Annotated in this window: 15 protein-coding genes; 7 read left to right on the forward strand and 8 right to left on the reverse strand. The window is 69.2% G+C overall.

Features of this window, described 5'->3' with window-relative positions:
- Nucleotide 1: 1 nt before the first annotated feature.
- From ACAM54_RS02475 to ACAM54_RS02485, 3 genes are all read right to left on the reverse strand, one after another.
- Complete coding sequence (locus ACAM54_RS02475) at nucleotides 2-808, reverse strand: enoyl-CoA hydratase-related protein (protein WP_369649724.1); 807 nt, start codon at nucleotides 806-808, stop codon at nucleotides 2-4.
- Entirely contained in the window at nucleotides 808-1,986 is a 1,179-nt protein-coding gene (locus ACAM54_RS02480; protein ID WP_369649725.1) for an acetyl-CoA C-acetyltransferase, read from the reverse strand. Before ACAM54_RS02480 ends, ACAM54_RS02475 begins: the two co-directional genes overlap by 1 nt.
- 133 nt (nucleotides 1,987-2,119) lie before the next feature.
- Nucleotides 2,120-2,440, reverse strand: a complete 321-nt coding sequence (locus ACAM54_RS02485; protein ID WP_145742571.1) for a DUF2917 domain-containing protein — start codon at nucleotides 2,438-2,440, stop codon at nucleotides 2,120-2,122.
- An 82-nt stretch (nucleotides 2,441-2,522) separates the two neighbouring features.
- Between ACAM54_RS02485 and ACAM54_RS02490 the strand changes: the two genes are divergently transcribed.
- Nucleotides 2,523-3,449 (forward strand): LysR substrate-binding domain-containing protein, encoded by a 927-nt coding sequence (locus tag ACAM54_RS02490; protein ID WP_369649726.1) that lies wholly within the window; start codon nucleotides 2,523-2,525, stop codon nucleotides 3,447-3,449.
- Nucleotides 3,410-3,964, forward strand: a complete 555-nt coding sequence (locus ACAM54_RS02495) for a hypothetical protein (protein ID WP_369649727.1) — start codon at nucleotides 3,410-3,412, stop codon at nucleotides 3,962-3,964. Before ACAM54_RS02490 ends, ACAM54_RS02495 begins: the two co-directional genes overlap by 40 nt.
- An 18-nt stretch (nucleotides 3,965-3,982) precedes the next feature.
- Here the strand turns inward: ACAM54_RS02495 and ACAM54_RS02500 are convergent, their stop codons facing one another.
- The 4 genes from ACAM54_RS02500 to ACAM54_RS02515 all read right to left on the reverse strand — a co-directional run bounded on the left by ACAM54_RS02500 (nucleotide 3,983) and on the right by ACAM54_RS02515 (nucleotide 9,090).
- Nucleotides 3,983-5,221: a nitrate/nitrite transporter gene (locus ACAM54_RS02500; protein ID WP_369649728.1), complete on the reverse strand. Its 1,239-nt coding sequence runs from the start codon at nucleotides 5,219-5,221 to the stop codon at nucleotides 3,983-3,985.
- 110 nt (nucleotides 5,222-5,331) lie between these two features.
- The gene (locus ACAM54_RS02505; RefSeq protein ID WP_369649729.1) at nucleotides 5,332-7,506 is read right to left on the reverse strand and encodes a malate synthase G; all 2,175 of its coding nucleotides are present in this window, start codon (nucleotides 7,504-7,506) and stop codon (nucleotides 5,332-5,334) included.
- Between the two features lie 55 nt (nucleotides 7,507-7,561).
- A complete protein-coding gene (locus tag ACAM54_RS02510) occupies nucleotides 7,562-8,239 on the reverse strand; it encodes a haloacid dehalogenase type II (RefSeq protein WP_369649730.1) in 678 nt (225 codons plus the stop codon).
- Nucleotides 8,240-8,349: 110 nt separating this feature from the next.
- Nucleotides 8,350-9,090 (reverse strand): IclR family transcriptional regulator, encoded by a 741-nt coding sequence (locus tag ACAM54_RS02515; protein WP_369649731.1) that lies wholly within the window; start codon nucleotides 9,088-9,090, stop codon nucleotides 8,350-8,352.
- Between the two features lie 117 nt (nucleotides 9,091-9,207).
- Here ACAM54_RS02515 and ACAM54_RS02520 point away from each other — a divergent pair, with 117 nt between their 5' ends.
- The 5 genes from ACAM54_RS02520 to ACAM54_RS02540 all read left to right on the forward strand — a co-directional run bounded on the left by ACAM54_RS02520 (nucleotide 9,208) and on the right by ACAM54_RS02540 (nucleotide 15,009).
- Nucleotides 9,208-10,146: a hydroxymethylglutaryl-CoA lyase gene (locus ACAM54_RS02520; protein ID WP_369649732.1), complete on the forward strand. Its 939-nt coding sequence runs from the start codon at nucleotides 9,208-9,210 to the stop codon at nucleotides 10,144-10,146.
- Nucleotides 10,139-11,329: a CaiB/BaiF CoA transferase family protein gene (locus ACAM54_RS02525; protein WP_369649733.1), complete on the forward strand. Its 1,191-nt coding sequence runs from the start codon at nucleotides 10,139-10,141 to the stop codon at nucleotides 11,327-11,329. The genes ACAM54_RS02520 and ACAM54_RS02525 overlap by 8 nt, the downstream gene beginning before the upstream one ends.
- A 36-nt stretch (nucleotides 11,330-11,365) precedes the next feature.
- The gene (locus ACAM54_RS02530) at nucleotides 11,366-12,445 is read left to right on the forward strand and encodes a LysR family transcriptional regulator (RefSeq protein WP_369649734.1); all 1,080 of its coding nucleotides are present in this window, start codon (nucleotides 11,366-11,368) and stop codon (nucleotides 12,443-12,445) included.
- Nucleotides 12,446-12,506: 61 nt separating this feature from the next.
- The gene (locus ACAM54_RS02535) at nucleotides 12,507-12,959 is read left to right on the forward strand and encodes a DUF2214 family protein (protein WP_369649735.1); all 453 of its coding nucleotides are present in this window, start codon (nucleotides 12,507-12,509) and stop codon (nucleotides 12,957-12,959) included.
- 4 nt (nucleotides 12,960-12,963) lie between these two features.
- A complete protein-coding gene (locus tag ACAM54_RS02540; RefSeq protein WP_369649736.1) occupies nucleotides 12,964-15,009 on the forward strand; it encodes a spermidine synthase in 2,046 nt (681 codons plus the stop codon).
- A gap of 72 nt (nucleotides 15,010-15,081) precedes the next feature.
- Here the strand turns inward: ACAM54_RS02540 and ACAM54_RS02545 are convergent, their stop codons facing one another.
- Nucleotides 15,082-15,489, reverse strand: coding sequence for a hypothetical protein (locus ACAM54_RS02545; protein ID WP_145742551.1), 408 nt, complete (start codon nucleotides 15,487-15,489; stop codon nucleotides 15,082-15,084).
- Between the last annotated feature and the right edge of the window lie 54 nt (nucleotides 15,490-15,543).

A 15,543-nucleotide genomic window follows, 5' to 3' on the forward strand; every position in this document is an offset into this window, starting at 1 on the left:
CTCAGCGCCCGGGGAAGGTTGGAGGGCGCTTCTGCAGGAAGGCGCTCACGCCTTCGCGGAAGCTGGGGCGGTCGATCAGCTCGCGCTGGCGCTCGCTTTCGTAGTGCAGCTGTTCGGCCAGCGTGTGGCGCTCGGCGACCTCGAAGGCCTCGCGTGCCTCGACCACCGCATGCGCCGGCAGGCGGGCGAGCCGCTGCGCAATCGCGCGCGCTTCGTCGAGCAGTTGCTCGTCGTCGGCGCAGGCCCAGATCAGGCCCCATTGCACGGCGCGAGCGGCACTCAGGCGCTCGTCGAGCAGCGCCATGCCCATCGCACGCGCCCTGCCGGCGCGCCGCGGAATGGCCCAGGTGCAGCCCAGGTCCGGCACGATGCCGAGCTTGGGCAGGAAGGGCAAGTAGAAGTAGGCGCTGCGCGCCGCAATCGTCACGTCGGCCGCCAGTGCCAGGCCCACGCCGGCACCGGCTGCGGCGCCGTTGACGGCTGCCACCACCGGCACGGGCAGCGTGCGCAGCGTCTCGATCAGCGGGTTGCTGAGCGACTGCATCCACTCCGCGGTTTGCGCGCCGAGCGACTTGCCTTCTTCGCCGGGTGCCATGGCGCTGAGGTCCGCGCCCACGCAAAAGGCCTTGCCGGCGCCGGTCAGGATCACGGCGCGCACCGCGCGGTCGCCGCGGATGCGCTCCAGCGTGTCGCGCAGTTCGACCTGCAGTTCGCGCGCAATCGGGTTCAGCTTGGCCGGCAGGTTCAGCGTGAGCGTGGCAATGCCGCCCGCCAGCTCGTAAAGCACATAGGGCTGCTGTGCGGTCATCAGAGCCTCTCCACGATGGTGACGTTGGCCATGCCGCCGCCTTCGCACATCGTCTGCAGGCCGTAGCGCTTGCCGCGCCGGCCCAGCGCGTGGACCAGCGTGGCCATGAGCTTGGTGCCCGAGGCGCCCAGCGGATGGCCGAGCGCAATGGCGCCGCCGTTCACGTTGAGCCGCGCCGGGTCGGCGTCCAGCGCCTCCAGCCAGGCGATGGGCACGGGCGCGAAGGCTTCGTTCACTTCATAGAGGTCGATGTCCTGGATGCGCATGCCGGCCTTCTTGAGCGCGCTCAGCGTGGCGGGCAGCGGCGCTTCCAGCATGATCACCGGGTCGTGCCCCATCACGCTCATGTGGTGGATGCGCGCGAGCGGCTTCACGCCCAGCGCCTTGAGGCCGCGTTCGTTCACCACCAGCACGCCGCTCGCGCCGTCGCAGATCTGGCTCGCGGTGGCGGCGGTGCAGCGGCCGCCCTCGGCAATCAGCTTGACGCCCGCGATGCCTTCGAGCGTGGCATCGAAGCGGATGCCTTCGTCCACCGTGTGCTGCTCGCCCGTGCCGCGGCCGTCGGCCTGCAGGATCTCGATGGGCACGATCTCGTCGTCGAACGCGCACGCGCGCGTGGCGGCCATGGCTCGGCGGTGGCTTTCGAGCGCATAGCGGTCGAGCGCATCCTTGTCGATGCCGTAGTTGGCCGCGATCATCTCGGCGCCGGCGAACTGGCTGAACTCCACGCCGGGGTAGCGCCTCTTCATGGCCGGGCTCATGTAGGTGCCCAGGCCCGCCTTGGCCGGCAGCGCGTTGGGCGTGAACATCGGCACGCGCGTCATGCTCTCGACGCCGCCTGCAATCACCGCATCCATGGCGCCCGACATCACGGCCTGCGCCGCGAAATGCAGCGCCTGCTGCGACGAGCCGCACTGCCGGTCGACCGAGGTGCCCGGCACCGATTCGGGCAGCTTCGATGCCAGCACCGCATTGCGCGCGACGTTGGTCGCCTGCTCGCCCACCTGGCTCACGCAGCCGAGGATCACGTCCTCCACCGCGGCCGGGTCGATGCCGCTCTTCGCCACCAATGCGTCGATCACCTGCGCCGCCAGGTCGGCCGGATGCCAGCCCGCGAGCTTGCCGCCGCGCCGGCCGCCGGCCGTACGCGCGGCGGCGACGATGTATGCCTCTGCCATGGTCATGTCCCTCTTGAAAAGAAAACAGCGCGGACCATGCGGCACCCGACGCAAAAAAGCCGCCCGTCACGGCGGCGGCGTTCGGTGCTTGGGAGGTCCATGGCATCGAGGTTCGATGCCGGGGCCGCTCAGGTCAAGCCGGGGACAACCCGAGCGGCAGCAGTCGCCAAGGCGACCGGCGCCGCGCCGGCGCGGGCAGCGGCATGGCTGCGGGCTGCGCGTCCGAGACCGTGATGCACGAGGCCTCCAGCGCCGAGACCAGCACGCGCCGGTGTTCGGTGCTCTCGAAGCGTTCGCCCGGCGCAAGCACGATGTCGCGCGGGTCGCGGTCGAGCGTCACCCAGACCGAGCCGCTGCGGCATTCGATGCCCACGCCGGCGCCATCGGGCACGGCAAAGATGGAACGGGTCGGCAGGCTGACTTGAAAGCGGGAAGAAAGAGGCTGGGTGCTCATGGCAAGCTCCATTGCATTCGTGATACGAATGAATATAGTGAGTTGACTCCGCTCTTACACGCGGTCATTTGGAACTCGTTGCATGCATCCAGAGAATGCGAAAGCCTCCGTGGGCGAACTGCCGCCGCTCGAGCTGCTGCGCAGTTTCGAGGCCGCGGCGCGCCGGCTGAGCTTCACGCTCGCGGCCGGCGAACTGCACCTGACCCAGTCGGCCGTGAGCCGGCAGATCCAGCAGCTCGAAGCCAGCCTGGGCGTGCTGCTGTTCGAGCGCCGGCACCGCGCGCTGGCGCTCACCGAGGCGGGCGGCGTGATGCAGCGGGCCGTGACCGACAGCCTGGAGCGCTTGCGCGACGCCACGGCCCGGGTGCGTGCCAGCTCAGCGCCGCGCCAGGTGGCGATCACCACCACGCCGGGTTTCGCGTCGCTCTGGCTCATTCCGAAGCTGGCGCGCTTCACCGGCAGCCATCCCCAGGTCGACGTGCGCGTGTCGGCCACGCTCGACGTGCTGGACCTGGAGAGCAGCCGGCTCGACCTGGCGGTGCGCTTTGCGCCGATCGGCCGCGGCGTCGGCCCGGCGCTGTTCGAGGAATCGGTGATCCCGCTGTGCTCGCCGCAGCTCGCGGCCTCCCTGCGCACGCCCTCGGATTTCGCGAACCTCACGCTGCTGACGGTGGAGTACCCGGACCACAGCGAGGCCCCCACAGCCGATTGGGAACCCTGGCTCAAGGTGATGGGGCTCGATGACCTGCGCATGAAGAGCACGCTGCGCTTCACCCAGTACGCCGATGCGGTGGCCGCCGCGGTGGCGGGGCAGGGCGTGGTGATCGGCCGGCTGCCGCTGCTGCGCGAACTGGTGCGCGACGGCCGCCTCGTGGCCCCGCTCGGCGAGGGCGCGGCCTCGCATCGCGGCTATTTCATCGAGGCCTCGCGCCGTGCCGCCGGCAATCGCGACGCACAGGAATTCGCGCAATGGCTGCGCGACGAAGCCGAGGCGGCGCAGCGGAGCTGAAGGATTTGCGCGAAGCGAGGCGTGGGCTCTGCGCCACAGGCGCACGCGCCGCGCTTGCACACAGCGTGCGTGCTCGCAAGAATCCGCCCTTCGTTTTTCAGCAACAGTTTTTTATCCGCGCCTGGCGACGACCAACCTCCCGGGCGACACAACCACTCAATGAACCGTTTCCTGAACACCTGACCCGCACACCGACCGCCCCGGCCGGATGTGCATCCACGCATCCGCCGAGGCCCATCGACAAAGGCCCCGCGCAGCCATTCGCCGGGGCTTTTGCATTTTTGGAGTGTGCGCACATGAGTGCTCAACGAAAGGCCCGCGACGACGACAAGCGTCTGGGCCGGTTCTATTTTTCGGTGCCGAACGCGGCACCTCGCAATCCCGTGGTGGCCGCCATCGCGCGAGGCGAATCCAATCAGAAGGCGGGGCGCCATCTGCGCACGCACCGCGCGGAGCGGCGCGCGCAGAAGGTCGCGTTGCAGAAGGCCGCGCGCGGCTTGGCGCGGGAGGGCTGACGAGGCGCGAAGACATGCTCAGGGCCGCGCGGATGCGAGGCTCGTGCCTTCGTGTGCACGCGGCAGCAACAGGAACGCCAGCGTGCCCACCGCCAGCATGGCCGTGATCGTGAGGAACACCGCGCGGAACGGCTCCACGCCGTTCGACGCGGCCCACGATGCGGCCACGCCCGTGGTCCACTGCATCAGCGACACGCCGAGGAACATCGCCATGTTGAGCAGCGACAGCGCGCGTCCCGTCATGGCCGCCGGATAGGCGGCGCGCGTGTACGAATACTGCAGCACCGAATAGCCCGAGAGCAGGCCGTAGAGGATCGGCAGGCCGATGTCGACGGCGAGCGAATGCGTGAGCGCCATCAACGCGAACATCACCGCGGCCGCGAACGCGCAGCCCATGAGCCAGCGGCCGCGCCGCGCGCCGCCCGGGTCCAGGCGGCCGAACATCGCGGGGCTGATCATGCCCGCGATGGTCATCACCAGCGCCACGTTGCCGCTGCTGACCAGCGACAGCCCGTGGCGGTCGTGCAGCACGGGGCCGAGCCAGAGGCCGCGCAGGGTGATGAACGCGGCATACGACACGCAGGCAAAGCACAGCAGGCCCAGCGTGTGCGGCATGGCAAAGAGCGGCAGCAGTTCGCGCACGGCCTTGGCGAGCGTCTGGCGTTCGTGCGGCGCCGCGCGCGGCGGCTCGTGCACGCGCCAGAACACGAAGCCCCACGACAGCACCGCGAAGCCCGCGAGGCAGGCGTAGCCCGCGCGCCAGCTCGCGGCTTCGATCAGCAGCGCGAGCGGCGTGCCGGTGAACAGGATGCCGAGCCCCGCCATGCTCATCACGAGGCCCGACATGGCCGTGAAGCGCGCGGCCTCGAAGTGCCGTGCGATGAACACGGTGCAGGCGAGAAAGGCCGGCGCGCAGCCGACGCCGATCATGGCCTGCCCGAGCAGCAGCGCGTGGAAGCTGGGCGCCGCTGCGCACAGCACCGCGCCCGCAATGGCAAGCGGAAAGGCCGTGAGCACCGTGCGCCGCACGCCGTAGATGTCGATCGACACACCCATCGCGAGCTGCGTCGCGCCGAACATGAAATGGAAGGTGCCGGCCCACAAGCCCAGCGCCTGGGCCGTGAGGCCGAAATGCTGTGCGAGCGGCGTGGCCATCATCGCGCCGACGGTGCGAAAGGCCTGGCTCAGCGCGAAAGCGGAGGCCAGCACGATCAGCATCGATGTGGCCGAACGTGTCGAAGCGGGGGAGAGGGTCATGGGAGAGGCGCAGCGCTGGAGACGGAGGCAGCACGGATCCTAACGGCATGCCAAAGAAAAAAACGGCGCCTCGGGCGCCGTCGTTTTCAAGAGCCGATGCACGGCCGCGGTCAGGCCTCGCCCTTCACCTTCAGCCGCCACGCATGCAGCAGCGGCTCGGTGTAGCCGCTGGGCTGCTCGATGCCCTTGAACACCAGGTCCTGCGCCGCCTTGTACGCGGCCGAGGTTGCGAAGTTGCCGGCCATCGGCTGGTACACCGGATCACCCGCGTTCTGCTCGTCGACCACCTTGGCCATGCGCTGGAAGGTCTGGTCGACCTGTTCCTTCGTGACCACGCCGTGCAGCAGCCAGTTGGCGATGTGCTGGCTCGAGATGCGCAGCGTGGCGCGGTCTTCCATCAGGCCCACGTTGTGGATGTCGGGCACCTTGGAGCAGCCCACGCCCTGGTCGATCCAGCGCACCACGTAGCCGAGGATGCCCTGCACGTTGTTGTCGATCTCCTGCTGCTTCTCGGCCTCGGTCCAGTTGGCCGCGGGCGCAATGGGCACCTGCAGCAGCGCATCGAGGATGTTGTCGCGCTCCGCGTCGGCATCGATCTTCTCGAGCTCCTGCTGCACGGACGTGACGCTGATCTGGTGGTAGTGCAGCGCATGCAGCGTGGCGGCGGTGGGCGAGGGCACCCAGGCGGTGTTGGCGCCGGCCTTGGGGTGGCCGATCTTCTGCTCGAGCATGGCGGCCATCAGGTCGGGCATGGCCCACATGCCCTTGCCGATCTGCGCCTTGCCGCGCAGGCCGCACGAGAGGCCGACCAGCACGTTGTTCTTCTCGTAGGCGCCGATCCACGCGCTGGACTTCATGTCGCCCTTGCGGATCATCGGGCCGCCGTGCATGGCGGTGTGCATCTCGTCGCCGGTGCGGTCGAGAAAACCGGTGTTGATGAAGGCCACGCGCGCGGCGGCCTCGGCGATGCAGGCCTTGAGATTCACGCTGGTGCGGCGCTCCTCGTCCATGATGCCGAGCTTCACGGTGTTGGCGGGCAGGCCGAGCAGCTGCTCGACGCGGCCGAACAGCTCGCTCGCAAAGGCCACTTCGGCCGGGCCGTGCATCTTGGGCTTGACGATGTAGATGCTGCCGGTGCGCGAGTTGCCCTTGCGCTTGAGGTCGATCATCGCAATGGTGGTGGTGACCACGGCATCGAGGATGCCTTCGGGGATCTCCTTGCCGCCCGCGTACAGCACGGCCGGGTTGGTCATCAGGTGGCCCACGTTGCGCAGGAACATGAGCGAGCGGCCGTGCAGCTTCACGGGCTTTCCGTCGGCGCCGGTGTATTCGCGGTCGGGGTTGAGGCCGCGCGTGAAGGTCTTGCCGCCCTTGGCGACTTCTTCCGTCAGCGTGCCCTGCACGATGCCGAGCCAGTTCGAGTACGCGACCACCTTGTCGGCCGCATCCACCACGGCCACCGAGTCCTCGAGGTCGAGGATGGTCGAGAGCGCGGCTTCGAGCACCAGGTCGCTCACGCCGGCCGCGTCGCCCTTGCCGATGGGCGTGCTGCGGTCGATGCGGATGTCGAGGTGGATGCCGTTGTGCCTGAGCAGCACCGACGACGGCGCAGCCGCATCGCCCTGGTAGCCGACGAACTGCGCGGGGTCGGCCAGGCCGGTGCTGCTGCTTTGCAGCGCGACGACCAGCTTGCCGTCCTTCACGCTGTAGCCGGTCGCCATCTTGTGCGAGCCGTTTTCCAGCGGTGCGGCCTGGTCGAGCACGTTGCGCGCGTATTCGATCACCTTGGTGCCGCGCACGGGGTTGTAGCCCTTGCCTTTTTCGGCGCCACCGGTTTCGGGAATGGCGTCGGTGCCGTAGAGCGCGTCGTACAGCGAACCCCAGCGCGCGTTGGCGGCGTTGAGCGCGTAGCGGGCGTTGAGGATCGGCACCACCAGCTGCGGGCCGGCCTGCAGCGCGAGCTCGGAATCGACGTTCGCGGTGGTGGCCTTCACGCCCTGGGGCTGCGGCAGCAGATAGCCGATCTTCTCGAGGAAGGCGCGGTAGGCCGGCATGTCGGTGATGGGACCAGGGTTCTTCTTGTGCCAGGCGTCGAGCTCGCTCTGCAGGCGGTCGCGCTCGGCCAGCAGCGCGATGTTCTTCGGCGCGAGGTCATGGACGATGGCGTCGAAGCCTTTCCAGAAAACCTCGCTGGCCACGCCGCTGGCGGGCAGGACCTTGTCCTCGATGAAGCGGTGGAGCTCGGTCGCAACCTGGAGGCCATGGGTGGTGGTGCGGGCGGTCATGTTTTTCTCTCCTTGAGAACGGTGCAATGCTGAATGAATCGAGGGGCGGTGTCTGTCAGAAGAACCCGAGCACGTCGCGCAGGCTGCTGCCGATGCGTTCGGGCTGCGTGCCGAGTTCTTCGAACGGGAGCTGGTAGCGGTTGACCCAGAGCGTGCGAAAGCCGAACCAGGTGGCGCCGAGTGCGTCCCAGCCGTTGCAGCTGACGAAGGCGATGCGCCCGGGCGGCAGGCCGGTGGCGGCGACGCCCAGCTGGTAGGCATCGGGATGCGTCTTGTACTTGCGGATGCCGTCGACGCTCAGCACGTGGTCCAGCAAGCCGTCGAGCCCGGCGCTGCGCACGGCGGCATCGAGCATGCCGGGGTCGCCGTTCGAGAGGATGCCGGTGGCCACGCCGCGGTCCTTGAGTGCCTGCAGCACTTCGCGGCATTCGGGAAAAGCCGTGAGCGTGCGGTACTGGTCCATGAGCTGCTGCTCGGCGGCTTCCGTGAGGCCGAGGCCCAGCCGCTTGCAGGTGTAGCGCAGCGCGGCGCGCGTGAGTTCGCCGAAGGGCCGGTAGTGCGCGCCATGGTTGCTGGTGGTGACGAGGCGCGTGTATTCGATCTGCTTGTCGCGCCAGCCCGCGGCCAGCGCCTGCCCCTGGCCGGCGAACAGCCGCTCGGCCGCCTGCGCGACGCTGTAGACGTCGAACAGCGTGCCGTAGGCATCGAAGAGCACTGCGCCGGGTTGATCCATGGCTTGGACTTTATTCGATACTTTGCTGATCAGTAATAACCAGGATCGGGATTTATCAGTGACAAAAATGAAGGTAATCGCAGTGCGGCTGCGTTTTTCCCCTTTGTTTGTCAGAGGATTCCGCTGAGCTCGCGGGCGGCGGTGCGCACCGGCTCGATGTGGCGCGCGTCGTAGCGGTGCGCCGGCATCGTCAGCGTGACGGCCGCGGCGAGGCTGCCGTCGGCATGGAACACCGGTGCCGAGATGCCGGCCAGCTCGGCCGTGCGGTCGCCCACCAGCGCGCAGTAGCCCTGGGCGCGGATCGCGTCGTACAGCTTGCGCTCTTTGGCGCCGCGGGGGCGCCCGGCTTCGGGGCCGAAGGCGATCAGCACGCGCGCGCCCGCGCCGCGGTCGTTGGGCAGCAGGTCGCCCGCGCGCACGTGGTCGCGCACCACATGCGACGAATCGACCCGGAACTGGCACAGCCGCACCCAGCTGTCGCCCTGGTCCTGCCGCACGTGGTAGGCCGCGCTCTCGCCCGTGGTTGCCGCCAGCGCGCGCAGCACCGGCAGCACGATGCGTTCGAGCGACAGCGACGCCGCATAGAGGCCGTGCAGCCGCGCGATCTCCGCGCCCAGTGCATAGCGGCCATCGTCCTGCCGGCGGATCAGCCGCGCATGTTCGAGCGAGGCCAGGAGCCGCAGCACCGTGCTCTTGTAGAGCTGCGTGCGCTCGGCGAATTGCGCGAGCGTGAGCGCCTCGTCGCCGGGCCGGAACGCCGAGAGCAGGCTCAGGGCGCGGTCGACGGCCGCGGCGCCGCCGGGCGCGGCGTTGAGGTCTGGAACCGATTCGGTTCGGGCTTTGCGAGGCATGGGCGGGCTTGACAGTGAAAGTCGATCGGCAGTTTAATTCTGTTTCACAGAATTTAGTTCTGCAAGATAGAACTGTCAAGCGGTCGATGCCGCGACCGCTCAACGGAGATGAAGCCAATGACACCCCCCGATGTCCTCATCAGCGAGGTCGGCCCGCGCGACGGCCTGCAGTCGGTCAAGGCCACGATGCCGACCGCCGACAAGCTGCGCTGGATCGATGCGCTCCACGCGGCCGGCGTGCGCGAGATCGAGGTCGCCTCCTTCGTGCCCGCCAAATTGCTGCCGCAGATGGCCGACGCCGCCGAGGTGGTGCGCCATGCCGTCACCTTGCCCGGCCTCACCGTGATGGCGCTGGTGCCCAACCGCAAGGGCGCGCAGGCCGCGCTCGAAGCGGGCGTGCACAAGCTCACCATGCCGGTCTCGGCCAGCGTGGCGCACTCGCTCGCCAACGTGCGCAAGACGCCGACGGAAATGGTGGAAGAAGTGCGCGCCATCTCCGAGCTGCGCCGCGCGATCGCGCCGCATGTGAGGCTCGAGGCCGGCATCTCCACCGCCTTCGGCTGCACGCTGCAGGGGCTGGTGCCGGAGGACGACGTGATCCGCCTCGCGGCGCAGTGCATCGAGGCCGGCGCGGAAGAAGCGGGCCTCTCGGACACCGTCGGCTACGCCAACCCGGCGCAGGTGCGCCGGCTCTTCCGGCGCCTGCGCGCCGAGCTCGGCGCGCACGCCGGCGCCGCCCACATGCACAACACGCGCGGCCTCGGCATCGCGAACTGCCTCGCGGCCTGGGACGAGGGCGTGCGCACCTTCGACGCCTCGCTCGGCGGCCTCGGCGGCTGTCCCTATGCGCCCGGCGCCTCGGGCAATGCCGTCACCGAGGACCTCGTCTTCATGTTCGAGGCCATGGGCGTGCGCACCGGCATTGATATTCAAAAACTCATTGCGGCGCGCGCGCCGCTCATGGCCGGCCTGCCCGGCGAACCGGTCTACGGCATGACGCCCGAGGCCGGCCTGCCCAAGGGCTTCGTCCAACAGGAAACCACCGCACATGCCTGAATCCCAGCCCCTGCCGTACGCCGGCGTCCGCGTCGTCGAGTTCACCCACATGGTGATGGGCCCCACCTGCGGCCTGCTGCTGGCCGACCTCGGCGCGGAGGTCATCAAGGTCGAGCCCATCGAGGGCGACAGCACGCGCCGCCTGCTCGGCTCGGGCTCGGGCTTCTTCCCGACCTTCAACCGCAACAAGAAGAGCATCGCGCTCGACCTCAAGACGCCCGAAGGCGTGGAGGCCGCGCTGCGCCTCGTCGCCACGGCCGACATCGTGAGCGAGAACTTCAAGCCCGGCACCATGAAGAAGCTGGGGCTCGACTACGACAGCCTGAAGCAGCTCAACCCGCGCCTCATCTACGTGAGTCACAAGGGCTTTCTGCCCGGCCCCTACGATCACCGCACCGCGCTCGACGAAGTGGTGCAGATGATGGGCGGCCTCGCCTACATGACCGGCCGCGCGGGCGACCCGCTGCGCGCGGGCACCAGCGTGAACGACATCATGGGCGGCATGTTCGGCGCCATCGGCGCGATGGCCGCGCTGCGCCAGCGCGAACTCACGGGCAAGGGCTGCGAGGTGCAGTCCGCGCTGTTCGAGAACAACGTGTTCCTGGTCGCGCAGCACATGATGCAGTTCGCCGCCACCGGCAAGGCGGCCGACCCGATGCCCAGCCGCATCTCGGCCTGGGCCGTGTACGACGTGTTCACCGTGAAGGACGGCGAGCAGATCTTCCTCGCGGCGGTGAGCGACAAGCAGTGGGCGATCTTCTGCAAGGCCTTCGGCCTGGAGGAGATGCTGGCCGATCCGCGCCTCGCGACCAACAACGACCGCGTGCTCGCGCGCGACTGGATGATGCCGATCCTGCGCTCGCACCTGGCGGGCTACAGCGCCGCCGAACTCAGCGCGGTGTTCGAGCAGAACGAGCTGCCCTTCGCGCCCATCACCAAGCCGCAGGCGCTGTTCGACGACCCGCACCTCAACGCCACCGGCGGCCTTGCACCGGTGCGCATGAACGACGGCCACATGGCCAAGGTGCCGCTGATGCCCTTCACGCTCGACGGCGAAAGGCCCGGCATCCGCCTGCAGCCGCCGCGCATCGGCGAGCACACCGGCGAGCTGCTGAGGGAAGTGGGCTACAGCGAGGAGGAGATCGCCGCCTTCGAGGCGCGCCAGGCCGGCATCACCGGATGAGCCCGGGCAAAACCCTGGCGATATAGTTCGGGCGCCATGGACCGCCTGAAGCAACTCGAATCCTTCGTCTCCGTGGCGACCCGCGGCGGCCTCACGGCCGCGGCCAAGGCCGAGGGCGTGGCGCCCGCGATCATGGGGCGGCGGCTCGATGCGCTCGAGGCGCGGCTGGGCGTCAAGCTCCTGGTGCGCACCACGCGGCGCATCACGCTCACGCACGAAGGCAGCGCCTTTCTCGAAGACTGCCAGCGCCTGCTGACCGAATTCGCCAATGCCGAGGCGAGCGTGAGCGCGGGCGGCGTCAAGGCCAGCGGCCATCTGCGCGTGACGGCACCGGCCGGCTTCGGCCGCCGCCACGTGGCGCCGCTGGTGCCGCGCTTCCATGCGCTGCACCCGGAGGTCACGATCTCGCTGAACCTCAGCGACCGCGTGGTCGACGTGCGCGGCGAGAGCTTCGACTGCGCGGTGCGCGTGGGCGACATGCCCGACTCGTCGCTGGTCAGCGTGCGGCTGGCCGACAACCGCCGCCGCTGCGTCGCCACGCCGGAGTTCGTGCGCCGCCACGGCATGCCGCGGCATCCGAACGAGCTGTCGCGCTTCGCCTGCCTCACGCTGTCGAGCGATGCTTCGCAGACGCGCGGCTGGGCGTTCCGCGTTCCGCGGACCGCCCAGGGGCGGGATCAGGGACGCACCCTCGCGGGTGCGGGCGTTCCGCGCACAGCCCAGGGGCGGGATCAGGAGCGCACCCTGACGGGTGCGGGCGTTCCGCGCGCCGCTCAAAGCCAGGAACAGGAGCGCGCCCCGGCCGGCGCCGGCGAGGAGGGCGGCGAAGAGCTGATCTACCTGCGGCCCGAAGGCCCGCTCGATTGTTCCGACGGCCAGGTGCTGCACGACTGGTGCCTGGCCGGCCACGGCATCGCGTGGCGCAGCACCTGGGAAGTGGAGGCCGAGATCGATGCCGGCCTGCTGGTGCCGCTGCTGGACGAATTCGCCGCGCCGCCCAATGGCATCTACGCGGTCTTCGCGGGCACCAAGCACCTGCCGCTGAGGGTGCGGCTGTGGCTTGATTTCCTCAAGGAGCAGTATGGGCGGCCTGAATTCTGGGGCGGCAGGGGGTAAAGCGCGCGAGCGGCGGCACAATCTGCAAGCATTTGCAACTCATTGAAGAAGAAAGCCATCGATGACCCTCGAAGCCATCCTCGCCTACCTGCATCTGCTGGCCATCCTCACGATGGTCGTCTTCATCTCGAGCGAAGCGGCCCTGTGCCGCGTGCAGTGGCTCAATGCCGCCGTGGTGGAACGGCTCGCCAAGGTCGACATGGTCTACGGCATCGCCGCCATCGCTGTGCTGGCCACCGGCATCGCGCGCACGGTGTGGGGCGTGAAGGGCACGGCGTGGTATTGGACCAACCCGCTGTTGCATGTGAAGCTCGGCTTGTTCATCATCGTCGGCGTGCTCTCGATCTTTCCGACGCTCACCTACTTCCGCTGGCGCAAGGCGCTGCGCGCCAACGGCACGCTGCCGGCGGAAGCCGACATCCGCAAGACGCGCAGGCTGGTGATGGTGCAGGCCCACCTGATCGCGCTGATTCCGCTGGTCGCCGTGTTCCTCGCGCGCGGCTTCGGCAAGTAGGCGCATGGAACGCGCCGGCATCCAGCTCCTGTTTGCCGGCACCATCTTCAGCAGCGCGTTCCTGCTGTTCCTGGTGCAGCCGCTGATCGCCAAGCAGATCCTGCCCTGGTTCGGCGGTTCGGCCGCCGTCTGGTCGACCTGCATGGTGTTCTTCCAGGCCGTGCTGCTCGCCGGCTATGCGTACTCCGACTGGGTCACGCGCCGCCTTCGCGTACGCGCGCAGGCCGCGCTGCACGTGGGGCTGCTGCTGGCGAGCCTGGCGTTCCTTCCGCTCGTGGTGGCTGCGCGCTGGAAGCCCATGGGCGCCGAAGACCCGGCGTGGCTGATCCTCGGGCTGCTGCTCGCGACCATCGGCCTTCCGTACTTTCTTCTGTCGACCACCGGCCCGCTGGTGCAGTCGTGGGTGGCGCGCACGCCCTGGAGCGCGCGGGTGTACCGCTATTTCTCGCTCTCCAACCTGGCATCGCTGCTGTCGCTGCTGAGCTATCCGGTGCTGATCGAGCCGCGCAGCTCGCTGCTGCAGCAGGCGACGGGATGGTCATGGGGATATGGCCTGTTCGTGGGGCTTTGCGCCGGCACGACCTTGCTCGTGGCCTGCCGCTGGCCCGCGGCCGTGCCGGTTGCCGCGGCGCCCGGCCTGGGCGCGGCCGCCGACGGCAGCGACAAGCCGCCGCGCTGGTCCGATGGCCTGCTCTGGCTGGTGCTGCCGGCACTGGCCTCGTGGCTGTTGCTGGCCGTGACCAACCACATCACCCAGAACGTCGCCGCGGTTCCGTTTCTCTGGATCGTGCCGCTGTCGCTGTACCTGTTCACCTTCGTGCTGTGCTTCGAAAGCGACCGCTGGTACCGGCGCGGCGTCTTCCTGCCGCTGGCGGCGGGCGTGCTGCTGCTGTGCGCCTTCGGGCTGCAGCACCACGTCGGCTCGGACGTGCGCACGGGGCTGCCGATCTATGTCGGCGGCCTGTTCGTGCTGTGCATGTTCCTGCACGGTGAAACCGCCAGGCTGCGGCCGGCGCCGCGCTATCTCACGCGCTTCTACCTGATGCTCGCGCTCGGCGGCGCGCTGGGCGGCGCCACGGTCGGGCTGGTGGCGCCGCATGTGCTGCCGGCGTATTACGAGCTGGGCATCGGCCTGGTGCTGACGGCGCTCGCCGCAGCCGCCGTTCTGCGCCAGCGGATCTGGCTGCGGGTTTCCGGCGTGGCATTGGCGGCCGGCTGCGCGTACTTCCTGATGGCGCAGATCGCGAGCGACAGGTCGGACGCGCGCCACCTGCTGCGCAATTTCCACGGCGCGCTGATCACCTTCGACGTGCGGCGCCTCCATCCCTCGGACAGCGTGCGGGTGCTGTCGCACGGCTCCATCAAGCATGGCGAGCAGTTCCTCGATCCCGCCCGCCGGCGCGAGCCCACCACCTACTACGGCGCCACCTCGGGCATCGGGCGTGCGATGGCCGCCGCGCCGGCCGGACCGCGCCGCGTGGGGCTGATCGGCCTGGGCGCCGGCACGCTCGCAAGCTACGGCCGCAGCGGCGACGCCTACCGCATCTACGAGATCAACCCGCAGGTGTTCGAGCTGGCGGACAGCGAATTCAGCTTCCTGCGCGACAGCCCCGCGCGCATCGAGCGCGTGCTCGGCGACGCGCGGCTGGCGCTGGAGCGCGAGCCGCCGCAGGGCTTCGACCTGCTCGCGGTGGACGCTTTCTCGGGCGATGCGGTGCCGGCCCACCTGCTCACGGCGCAGGCCATGGACGTCTACCTGCGGCACATGAAGCCCGATGGCATCGTGGCCTTCCATGTGACCAACCGTTTCCTCGAACTGGCACCGGTGGTCGCGCGGATTGCCGGGCTGAAGGGCCTGCATGCCGTGCTCGTGAGCGACGACGCCGAAGCCTCGAGGTGGCTCAATCCGACCGACTGGGTGCTGGTGGCGCGCGATCCGGCCGTGCTGGCGCGCGAGCCGGTGCGCGCCGCGGCCTCGCCGATCGTGCTGCGCGCGGGCGTCCGCCCCTGGACCGACGACTTCAACAACCTGCTGAGCGTGCTGAAGTAGCCGGCCTCGCGGCCATGAAAAAGGCCCGCACGCGGCGGGCCCTGTTTGCGCAGGCTGGAGCGCAGTGCTGCTTCAGGCCTTGGCGTCCTTTTCGCACTTCTTCATGAAGCTGCTCTTGGCGGCGCCGGCCAGCGGCTTGCCGTTCTTGTCGACGGCCTTGGCTGCGCAAGCAGGTGCTGCGGCGGCCTTGGCGTCTTTTTCGCACTTCTTGATGAAGCTGCCCTTGGCGGCGCCGGCCAGCGGCTTGCCGTTCTTGTCGATGGCCTTGGATTCGCAGCTTGCGCCGGCGGCGGGGGCTGCTGCGGTGGCGGGCGCCGCGGGGGTGGCCGCCGCAGGAGCGGCGGGGGTGGCAGGCGTAGCGGGCGTGGCCGCGGGAGCGGTGACAGGTGCTGGAGCCTTGGCCGGGGCCTTGTCTTGTGCCTGCGCGGCGCCGAAGGAGAGACAGGCGCCCAGGGCGACCAGGGAAAGGAACTTCTTCATGGTGATATGTCCTTGCAAGGTGGGTTGTGACAGGTGCCCCGCCCCGGGGCCGAG

The sequence above is a fragment of the Variovorax sp. V93 genome (genome assembly GCF_041154485.1).
Lineage (GTDB): Bacteria > Pseudomonadota > Gammaproteobacteria > Burkholderiales > Burkholderiaceae_C > Variovorax > Variovorax beijingensis_A.